This is a genomic window from Frankia sp. Mgl5, from assembly GCF_023242985.1.
Classification (GTDB): Bacteria; Actinomycetota; Actinomycetes; order Frankiales; family Frankiaceae; genus Parafrankia; species Parafrankia soli.
In genome coordinates this window covers 1-2,962 of sequence record NZ_JALKFY010000734.1, presented here as the reverse complement: position 1 = coordinate 2,962, position 2,962 = coordinate 1, and the positions used below count along the sequence as shown (strand labels likewise).

The window sequence follows — 2,962 nt, the reverse complement described above, 5'->3', positions numbered from 1 at the left end:
CCCCCCTACCGCGTGGGGCGCGGCGGCGCCCCGCGGGCGCCGGGGCGGGGCCCCCCCCGGGGCCCCGCCCGGGGCCGTCGACGTCCCGACCAGTTCGGTCCGCAGCAGCTCGGCGATGGCGGCCGGGGTCGGGTGGTCGAAGGTGAGGGTGGCCGGCAACCTCAGGCCGGTGGCCGTGTTCAGCCGGTTGCGCAGCTCCACCGCGGTCAGCGAGTCCAGACCCAGACCGGAGAAGGCGCGGTCGGCCGGGACGGACGCGAGGCCGGCGTGCCCGAGCACACCGGCGACCTCCGTTCGCACCAGGTCCACCAGCAGCGTGGTCGCCTCCTGCTCGCCCAGCCCGCCGAGCCGGTCGGCCAGCGCTGAGGTCCCCGCGGCCGGGCCGGTGGACGTCGTCGCGGCCCGGCGGACCGGTCGGACGAGCGCGCGGAACAGCGGCGGCACCCCGTCGCGGGCCGCCCGGGCGCGGATGGCGGCCAGGTCCAGCGGTACAGGCGCCAGCACCGCCTGCTCCGTCGCGGCGGCCTCGTCGAACAGGCGCAGCCCCTGCGCCGTCGACAGCGGCCGGACGCCGCTGCGCGCGATCCTCGCCCGGTCGGTGGCGCTGAGCTGTTCGGTGAACGCGCTCGCGTCGTCCCAGAGTCCCCAGGCGAGGCTGGTGGCGGGCAGGCCCTGGGCCCGGCGGTGCTGGGCGAGGGCGTCGAGGAAGGTGTTCGCCGCGGCGTAGTTGGCCTGGCCGGCGTTGCCGGTGATGCCGGCGATGGAGGAGTAGAGGACGAACGCGCGCACGGGGTGGTCGCGGGTGATGCGGTGCAGGTTCCAGGCACCGTCGATCTTGGGAGTGAGGACGCTGTGCAGGCGGTCGGGGGTGAGGTTGGCCAGGGCGGCGTCGTCGAGGACGCCGGCGGTGTGGACGACGGCGGTGAGGGGGTGTTCGGCGGGGAGGGTGCCGAGCAGCCGCGCGACCGCGTCGAGGTCGGCGGTGTCGGTCGCCGTGATGGTCACGCTGGCGCCGAGATCCGTGAGCTCGTTGAGCAGGGTTTGCGCGTGGGGGCTGGCGGGGCCCTGCCGGCTGGTGAGAAGCAGGTGGCGGGTGTGCTGGTGGATGACGAGGTGGCGGGCGAGGTGGCGGGCGAGGGTGCCCAGGCCGCCGGTGATCAGGACGGTCCCGTCCGGGTCGAGATTCCAGGAGCCCGGGGCGGCGGGGTCGACGGCCGGACCGCCGGTGGGCGTCACGACGGGAGTGAGCCTCGGCGTGTGCGCGGTGCCCCCGCGCAGCGCCAGGTGGGGCTCGTCGGCGGCCAGAGCGGTCGCGATGGCGGCGGACAGCCCAGCCCGGGAACCCGGGTGGTCGTCGACGTCCAGGTGCAGGAGACGTTCGGGGTTCTCGGTGACGGCGGTCCGCAGCAGGCCGGTGAGGGGCGCCGTGGTGAGATCGACGGCCTCGCCGGCGACGCTGACGGCGCCGGACGTCAGCACGACGAGGGCGGTGTCGGCCAGACGGGGGTCCCGCAGCCACTCCTGGAGAAGCGCCAACGTGTCGGCGGCGGCCGCGTGCGCCGACGCCGGAAGATCGCCCTCCTCGATGCCGGGCGCGGGGGCAGCCGCGGCCCGCGGGGGTAGGCCGACCAGCACCACCCGCGGCAGCTCGTCACCGTCCGCGGCGCCGAGCGCCGTGAGGTTCGGGAAGGCACGCGCGTCGACGTCGGCCCCGCGCAGCGCCGCGACCAGTTCGGCGGTGTCGTCGCCGACCACCGCCCAGGTGCCCGTCGCTGTCCCGGAGTCGGCGGCCGACAGCGGTAGTTCCGGCCAGGTCACCTCGTGGAGACGTCCCGCCTGCCCGGAACGCTCGGCGTCCTCGCGTTCGGCTGCGACCTGCTCCGCGGAGATCAGCCGGGAGACCAGCGAGTCCACCGTGACCACGGGAGTCCCGGTGGTGTCGGCGGCGTGCAGGGAGACGTCGTCGGTTCCGTGGATGGTGAGGTGGACGCGCAGGGTGGTGGGGCCGGTGGCGTGCAGGCGGACGCCGTTCCAGGCGAAGGGCAGCCGGCTGTGGCCCGCCGGGACGTCCGGCAGTCGGCTCAGCGCGGCGGCGTGCAGCGCGGCGTCGAGCAGCGCGGGGTGGACGCCGAAGGCGCCGGCCTGGTCGGTCTCGGTGTCGGGCAGGGTGACCTCGGCGTAGAGGTCGTCGCCGTCGCGCCAGGCGGCGCGCAGGCCCTGGAAGGTGGGCCCGTAGGCGAGCCCGGACGCGGCCAGCGCGTCGTAGCCGTCGGAGAGGTCCACCGCGACGGCCTGCGCCGGAGGCCATTCGGTCCATGCCGGTTCGGGCGGCGTCGCGACCCCCGCGGCGGTCGTCGTCAGCGTGCCGCTGGCGTGCCTGGTCCACGCGGCGACGTCAGAGTCGGCGGCCACGTCGTCGTCCGGGCCGGTGTCGGGCCGGGAATGGATGCTGACGGGGCGGCGGCCGGTGTCGTCGGGAGCCGTGACCGTGACCTGGATGGCGACCGCACCGCGCTGGGGAAGGATGAGCGGCGCTTCGACCACGAGCTCGTCGAGCACGTCGGCGCCGAGCGTGTCCCCGGCGCGCAGCGCGAGGTCGACGAAGGCGGTGCCCGGGACGAGGACGTTGCCCTGCACGGTGTGGTCGGTGAGCCAGGGATGGGTGGCCAGCGAGATCCGTCCGGTCTGCACGACGGTGTCGCCGGTGGCCAACCGGATGGTGGCGCCGAGCAGCGGATGGCCGGCCGAGCGCAACCCGGCCCGCGAGAGGTCGCCGGGGCCGCCGGGAGTGCTCTCCAACCAGTAGCGCTCGTGCTGGAAGGGGTAGGTGGGCAGGGCGGCGGCGAGGTGGTGGGGATCGACGCCGGTGTCGCTGCCGGTGTCGCTGGTGGTGGCCTTGCTGGTGGTGGCCTGGCTGGTGGGGGTGAGGGTGGTGCCGGTGGGGGTGTGGCCGTGGGTGTGG

Annotated in this window: 1 protein-coding gene; it reads right to left on the bottom strand. The window is 75.9% G+C overall.

The genetic code is table 11. The annotated features are described in order from the left end of the window. Nucleotides 1-2,962: type I polyketide synthase (locus tag MXD62_RS27180; protein ID WP_248832253.1), on the bottom strand; the 2,962-nt coding region annotated here is incomplete at both ends.